This window comes from Protofrankia sp. CiP3, assembly GCF_917627345.1.
GTDB lineage: Bacteria > Actinomycetota > Actinomycetes > Frankiales > Frankiaceae > Protofrankia.
In genome coordinates, this window is record NZ_CAKJTM010000006.1 from 1 (window position 1) to 7101 (window position 7101).

A 7101-nucleotide genomic window follows, 5' to 3' on the forward strand; every position below is an offset into this window, starting at 1 on the left:
TGTGCCCCACCCGGTGCCCCACCAAGCGCTCCGGACGCAGACCCGGCCAACCGAAAAGGCCGTCATCCATCGTCGTCCATTCGGCATCCATCGATCAGTTAGCCAGCTGCCACAGCCGCACCGTCTCATCGCCGTTGCCGCTGGCCAGGAGTGTCCCAACCGGGGAGAACCCCACCGACGTCACCCAGCTGCTACCGCTGGTCAACGGCTGGCTGGTCAGCGGCTCGCCGAGCGGCTGGGGTGCGGCCGGGTCGGCCACGCCCCACAGCCGCACCGTCCCGTCGCCACCCGCACTGGCCAGGAGCGTCCCATCAGGAGAGAACGCCACCGACCGCACCCAGCTGGTCTGGCCGGTCAGCGGCGGGCCGAGTGGGCGGGGCGCGGTCAGGCCGGCCACGTCCCACAGCCGCACCGTCCCGTCGCCACCCGCACTGGCCAGGAACCTCCCCGTCGGGGCGAACGCCACCGACCGCATCTGGCCGACCTGGCCGGCCAACGGCTGGCCGAGCGGACGCGGGACGGCCGGGTCTGCGACATCCCACAGCCGCACCGTGCCATCCCAGCTGGCGCTGGCAAGCGTGCGCCCGTCCGGGGCAAACGCCACCGACTCCACGGCGTCGGTGTGACCGACCAGTGGCCCGCCCAACAGGTGGGCGGCGGCCCGATCGGACACATCCCACAGTCGCACCGTGTGGTCGAAGCCGGCGCTGGCAAGCGTCCGCCCGTCCGGGGCGAACACCACCGACCACACGGCACCGGTATGGCCGACCAGCGGTTTACCGAGCGGGCGGGGGACGGTCGGGTCGGTGACATCCCACAGCCGCACCGTCCAGTCCTCACCGGCGGTGGCCAGCGTCCGCCCGTCCGGGGAGAACGCCACCGCGTACACCCCACCGGTGTGCCCGGTCAGGGGCTGGCCGAGCGCGCGGTGAGCGGTCGGCACGGTGACATCCCACAGCCGCACCGTGCCGTCGCCACCGGCGCTGGCAAGCGTCCGCCTGTCCGGGGAGAAGGCCACCGACCGCACCTCGCCGGTGTGGCCGGTCAGCGGCGGGTCGAGCGCCCGGAAGGTGGGAACCGGCGTCGGCGGGGCGGAAGTGGCGGTAGCCGACGACCGAGGAGGATCAACGACGGGGCCCGGCTGTTCCAGGGATGTGAAAGCGAGGACTGCGCCGACCAGGAACAGCGCGACAACGGCAACCGCAACGAGGATACGGCGGCGCAGGACCGGGGCGTCAGGCTCCTGCCGTGATTCGCGCACCGTCGGGGACGGTGCCGGCGGGATGGCCACGGACAGCTGGTCGGCGGCGGCACGGATATCGTCGTCGAGGCGCAGCCTGATACCGGAGCGTGCGGTCCATCCCGGGCCGTATGCGGTGGCGGCGGCGCGAGCGAGGTCGAGAGCGAAGGCGTGCGCGGAACGGTGGCGGGCTTTCGGGTCCGCGGCCAGCGCCCTCATGATCACATTTGCGATCGGGGCGGGCACCCCGGCTGACACCCCGGCTGGCGCCGGGGGAACGGTGCCGAGGTGCGGCGGCGACAGGCTACCCGCGGACGGCCTCGGATCGAACGGCGGCACCCCGGTCAGCAGCTGGTAGAGCACGATCCCGAGGGCGTACACGTCGGTGGCCGGTCCCAGCTGACCGCCGGCGTTCCGCTGCTCGGGGGCCATGTACCGCGGGGTCCCGACAACCGCACTGGCCGCGGCCGCCGATCCTGCCACGATCTTCGCAATGCCGAAGTCGGTGACTTTGACCAGGCCTGCATCGTCAAACAGGATGTTGTCCGGTTTGATGTCGCGATGCAGGACCCCCGGTCATGGGTGTAGGACAGCGCCGCGGCAACCGCCAGTCCGACCGCGCACGCGGCCTGCGGCGACATGCCGGACCGGCGGTGGGTCAGCGTCCCTCCGCCCAGCCTCTCCATGACGATCAGGTGCAGGTCGTCCTCGGCGACATAGTCGTGGACCCGCACCACATGTGGATGATCAAGAGCGGCAAGCAGCTGCGCTTCCGCCGCGAATCCCGCGGTAGCGCCGTCGGGATCCGCCACCAGAATCTTGATTGCGACGTCGCGGTTCAGTCGACGGTGCCGGCCGGCCAGCACCAATCCGAACGTGCCCCAGCCGAGGACCTCGCCCAGCTCGTAGCCGGGTAGCGCCGCGTCGACCCGCGCCGGGTCAAACTGCATGTACCAACGGTATCCAGCGCGGGTCACGGCCGGTGAAAGCAACCAGCCGGTCGACAGCAGCGGCATTCGCCGGCACCCCGACTTCCGGGCCGAAGGCGCCGCCGCGGTACTGGGGCTGAAGCATGTCGCGTAGCGCCGCCAACGCGAACTCCGCCTCTTCGGCGCTGAACGGCAGCGGTTGGCCGGTGGCCGCCGCCAAGTCCCACCCGTGCACCACGTACTCGCCGACCATCATCCGGTAGACGAAGGGACCCGGCGTGGGGGGCCCGGTGAGCGCGACCATGGCTTGCGGCCCGCCGGCACGCCAACGCCGCAGCACGCTGGCGGCTACGTCCGCGAAGTCCGTGGCAGGCTCGGGACCCGGTCCAAGCGTTTTCGGGTCCGCTCCCGACCGTCCGGCAAAACCGGCATCGAACATCCGCAACCAGCTCACCATGTGCTCGACCAGCGCCTGAACGTCGAAGTTCGGGCACGGCGTCGGCCGTTGCAGGGCATCCGTCGCAACAGCCGCGATCAGCGCCCGCGCCCCGGCCAGCACGCCCTCCAGCATCGCGCCGCCGTCGGCGTCCGAGGCTCCCGTCACCTGACCTGGCATGTCAGAAGCTGTCGGCGTCACCCTGCCCACCCTAGACCCATGACCCTAACCTATGGTGGGACAGTTGGTTACTGAAGCGGACTGCCAACGGGAGCGATCGTCAGAAGCGGATCACATTCAGGGCCGGCACGTCCGCCGAACATCGGGTAGACAACGCGATGTCAGACTCCGGACGCTTCAGATTTTGATGAGAGTAACCCGCCTGCCACAGAGCACCGCGAGCTCGTCAGGATCCGACGTGAGCACCGTGACCGGACCGGGGACGGCGAGCGCGGTGGCGCAGAGCATGGCGTCGATCGCGCATTTGTGACCATGCAGACCCGCATCACCCAGGAGAGCCGCCGCATGGCGGGCGATGTCCTCGGTGGTGGGCTCGATGATGATGCGGGACAGGGTCCATTCGAGAGCCGGACGCCTGATGTGCGGGTGCACCACCTCGACCAGCGTCGCCGCACTGGTGATCACACGCATGTCGTCGGCGCGGGCCAGTGCGAGCCAGGCGGTGACCTCGCGGTCGCGCTGTACGGCTTTGGCGAGTCCTTCACTGTCCAGCACAAGAGTGCCGCCCGGCACTACGGGCGCGCGGATCATGCCATGCTCAAGCCGGCGATGCCCTGCTGCTCGCGGGCGCGCAGCAGGGCATCGCGCCTGGTCTGAATCTCGTCATCGGTGATCGGTCCGTGTTCGGCCTCCGCGACCGCGATCAGGTCGTTGAGGTTGTCGCGTTCGATCTGGCGCGCGACGGCCGCGGCGACGTATGCGGACAGGCCCGAGGGGCCGCCGCGGGCGCGGGCCGCCTCGGCGACGTCCCGAGGCATTGTGATCGAGTACTTCTGGGTAGGCTCGCTCATACTCCTTATGCTACCTCGGGTACTCCCGCTGGATGGTTGACCGCACGACCGCGTCAGCCAGAAACGCCGAGCGGAAAGGCAGGACGGAAAGGCGACCGGCCACCCTCCGCGCTGTGCACTCCGCACGCCGGGCACGACCGACGGCTGTACCGGACGCGGATCGTGACATTCTTGGCCCATGGGTGATGGGGGCGAAGCATCTGACACGTCAGGTTCGGGCAGCGACGATCGCTACGACTTCTTCGTCAGCTACACCGGCGTGGACGCCACCTGGGCGCAGTGGATCGCGTGGCAGCTTGAGGCCCGGGTGCGGTTCGGTGAGCGGTCGGCGCGGGTGTTCGTGCAGGCGTGGGACCTCGTCCCGGGCACGAACCGGGCGGCCAGCATGCACCGCACGCTGCCGGCGTCGGCCCGGGTGGTGCCCGTCCTGTCCCCCGCGTATCTGGCCGACTCCCGGTACGGCAACGCCGAGTGGCTGGCGATCTGGCCGGATGACCCCGAGGGGCTCAAGCGCCGGATCGTGCCGGTCCGGGTCGCGGAGTGCCAGCCCGAGGGCCTGCTGCGCTCAACCACCTACATCGATCTGGTCGGCCGCGACGAGACGGCCGCCACCGACACGCTGCTCGCGGGGATCACCGCGTCCGTCAAAGGCCGAGCCAAGCCCGCCGTCGCCCCGCAGTTCCCCGGCCAGGACGGTCGCGCAGCGTGCGGTGCCGACCAACCGGATTTCCCCGGAGCTGCCAGTGCGGTCACCGCCGCGGGCAGGACAGCCGCGGGCGGGACAGCCGCGGGCAGGCCGGGCAAGGCCACGGAGCCGGCCGTCACGGTGCTGCACATCTCCGACACCCAGTTCGGGGCGCACCACGTGCGCGGCAATACCGGGCTGACCGAGGCCGACCGCGCCCACTCATCGCTGTTCGGACGGCTGCACGACGATCTGCGGGGCCGCGCCGAGGTCGACGGCCTGCGGCCGGACCTCGTCGTGGTCACCGGCGACCTGACCGAGGCTGGCGACGAGAGCGAGTTCGACCAGGCGTACGACTTCCTCGTCGCGCTGGCGGAGCGCCTGGAACTCGACCGGAACCGGTTCGTGGTCATTCCCGGCAACCACGACGCCAACCGGCTGCTCTGCCAAGCCCACTTCATTCATGAGCAGGCGCACAAGCGGCGGCCGGAACCACCGTACTGGCCGAAGTGGAAATTTTTCGACGCCCTGCTGCGGCGGTTCTACGGTGTCGACGCCGTGATCGGCTTCGCTGTAGGCGCCGAATGGTCACTGGTCGAGATCCCCGGCCACAAAGTCGTCGTGGCCGGACTGAATTCGACGATGGCCGAAACCCACGAGGAGCACTACGGCTGGCTCGGTGAAGACCAGCTCCGCAGCGTCGCCGAGGCGTTGCGCCGCTACGAGCGGGATGGCTGGCTGCGGATCGGCGCCGTGCACCACAACCCCATCCGGGACGCCACCTCGGATGACGAGAACCTGCGTGACGCCGACGACCTGGACCGCATCCTCGGCCCGCGCCTGAACCTGCTGCTGCACGGCCACACCCACGACGGCCAGGCCAACTGGCTGTCGCAGTCCACGTTGCCGGTCGTCGCCACCGGCAGCGCTGCGGTCGACGCGCAGGCCCGCCCGGCTGAGGTGCCCAACCAGTACCAGCTGCTCCGCATCAACCGGGACGGCTTCACCCGCTATGCCCGCCGCTATGAGACCGACCAGAAACGCTGGACGGGTGACCTGCGCATCGACCCGGCCGGTGACTCCTGGTCGGTACGCACACCGAGCGCGTTCCGGTCGGTGCACACGGCCTTCCCGCCACAGCCCCCGCTCCCCGACGCGAATGACGACACCGAGGGCGAACCAGGCCCACACCGGCGCGGACAGTATGGCCGGGGCATGGACGGCGACGGCCATACCGACGGGTCGCCCGGGTCGCCACTGCGACCGCCCGACAGGCTGGACGAGGTCGCCGAGGTGGCCCGCCTGCGCCACCCGGACGCGACGGTCACGCGGATCGAGGCGTCCGGCAAACTCCCCGCCCACCTGCGCATCCGCCGCGCCGAGGGCCGTGTCATCGAGCAACGGGTCGTCGGCCTGATCACCGGCGAACTCGCAAACAGCCACCTGGACGTGGCGGCGGTCGACAAGTTCACCACGACAGTCCGGGCGCCGTACCTGGCCGCCTTCGGGACGGGCCTGTTCACCGACCTCGTCTACATCACCGGGACGCAGGCCACGCCGGAGCTGGTCGACCACGCCGAGCGGCGCGGGGTACGGCTGCTGAGCATGCCCGAGTACCAGGGCGTGCTGGACCTGCGCGGCTACGTCGAGCGGCAGACCGACCGGCTGCGCGCCGACCGAGACTACCCACCCGAGCTGTACGTACAGCAGCACATCCGGCGGGTCGACCGTACGGCCGCCGCGGCCGGCGGCCCGATGACCTCCAGCGCCCTCGATCAGATCATCACATGGCTGACCACCGACGAGGCCCGCTTCATCCTCGTGCTCGGCGACTCCGGGCACGGCAAGACCTTCCTCACCCACGAACTCGCCCTGGCGTTACCCCACCATCTGCCGCACGTCGACTCGATGCTCATCGAGCTGCGGCACCTGGAGAAGTCCCTCGAGATCGACCGGCTCGTCGCCCAGCACCTAGTGGACTCTGAGGTCCGTCGGCCGGATCTGGACGCCTTCCGCTACATGCTGGCGCAGGGCCGGCTGATACTGATTTTTGATGGTTTCGACGAACTCGCGGCCCGCGTCACCTACGAGCGCGCGAGTGCGCACCTCGACACCATCCTGGCGGCCCTCGATAACCGGAGCGGTTCCGATGCTGGCGGCCCGGTGGCGACCGCCAGCCGGGCGAAGATCGTTGTGACGAGCCGGGCCGAGTTCTTCCTCACCGACGACGAGGTGTTGAAAAAGACTGGGGAGAAGGTCGAGCGGACGCTCGGCCAGCACATCGTCCGGCTGACGGAGTTCACCCCCGGACAGATCCATGACTTCCTGGTCAGACGCTTCACCCGGGCACTGTCGGTGGAGATTCCCGACACCGGCGCCCGCCGCGCGAAAGCACACCAACGGGCAACAGCCCGCCTCGAGCTGATCCAGGAGGTGCGGGACCTCCCCGATCTGGCAGGTAACCCCCGGCTGCTGATGTTCATCGCCGAGCTGGCGGAGACGCGGTTGGACGCGGCGCGCCAGCGTGGCGGCACGGTGACCGCGGCCGACCTGTACCGGGAGCTGGTCGAGCAGTGGCTGGCCTACGAGCAGAAACGCTCACCGGAACTCACGGTCGACGAACGGAAGGCCGCTGTCACCGAACTGGCCGTGGCCATGTGGCGCGACGGCGAAGCGTTCATCGCGGTGACCCGGCTGACCGAGATCGCCGCCGGGGCGCTCCAGTCGATGCGGGACCCGCGTGGTCTGACCCCGGCCGAGGCCGCACATCTCCTCGGTTC

The 7101-nt window shown here is 70.1% G+C and carries 5 protein-coding genes and 1 pseudogene; 1 reads left to right on the plus strand and 5 read right to left on the minus strand.

Annotated elements, in window-relative coordinates; genetic code table 11:
* Positions 1-94: 94 nt before the first annotated feature.
* From MJ797_RS03505 to MJ797_RS03520, 5 genes and pseudogenes are all read right to left on the minus strand, one after another.
* On the minus strand, positions 95-1459 hold the full coding sequence (locus MJ797_RS03505) for a WD40 repeat domain-containing protein (RefSeq protein ID WP_374581377.1): 1365 nt from the start codon (positions 1457-1459) through the stop codon (positions 95-97).
* Between the two features lie 27 nt (positions 1460-1486).
* Positions 1487-2256 (minus strand): annotated as a pseudogene (locus tag MJ797_RS27375) (serine/threonine-protein kinase); the annotation flags it as partial.
* Positions 2180-2806, minus strand: coding sequence for a TIGR03086 family metal-binding protein (locus MJ797_RS03510; RefSeq protein WP_239331780.1), 627 nt, complete (start codon positions 2804-2806; stop codon positions 2180-2182). The gene MJ797_RS03510 and the pseudogene MJ797_RS27375, both read right to left, overlap by 77 nt.
* A 156-nt stretch (positions 2807-2962) precedes the next feature.
* Positions 2963-3376: a type II toxin-antitoxin system VapC family toxin gene (locus tag MJ797_RS03515; protein ID WP_239331782.1), complete on the minus strand. Its 414-nt coding sequence runs from the start codon at positions 3374-3376 to the stop codon at positions 2963-2965.
* Positions 3373-3636 carry a hypothetical protein gene (locus tag MJ797_RS03520; RefSeq protein ID WP_239331784.1) on the minus strand — a complete coding sequence of 88 codons (264 nt, stop codon included), beginning with the start codon at positions 3634-3636 and terminating at the stop codon, positions 3373-3375. Before MJ797_RS03520 ends, MJ797_RS03515 begins: the two co-directional genes overlap by 4 nt.
* 178 nt (positions 3637-3814) lie before the next feature.
* Here MJ797_RS03520 and MJ797_RS03525 point away from each other — a divergent pair.
* Positions 3815-7101: TIR domain-containing protein (locus MJ797_RS03525; protein WP_239331786.1), on the plus strand; the 3287-nt coding region annotated here is incomplete at its 3' end.

What these genes read in the sequence shown, in the direction of transcription:
- MJ797_RS03520 (WP_239331784.1), bottom strand. Translation starts at nt 3,636, where the DNA reads ATGAGCGAGCCTACCCAGAAGTACTCGATCACAATGCCTCGGGACGTC.
- MJ797_RS03515 (WP_239331782.1), bottom strand. Translation starts at nt 3,376, where the DNA reads ATGATCCGCGCGCCCGTAGTGCCGGGCGGCACTCTTGTGCTGGACAGT.
- MJ797_RS03505 (WP_374581377.1), bottom strand. Translation starts at nt 1,459, where the DNA reads ATGAGGGCGCTGGCCGCGGACCCGAAAGCCCGCCACCGTTCCGCGCAC.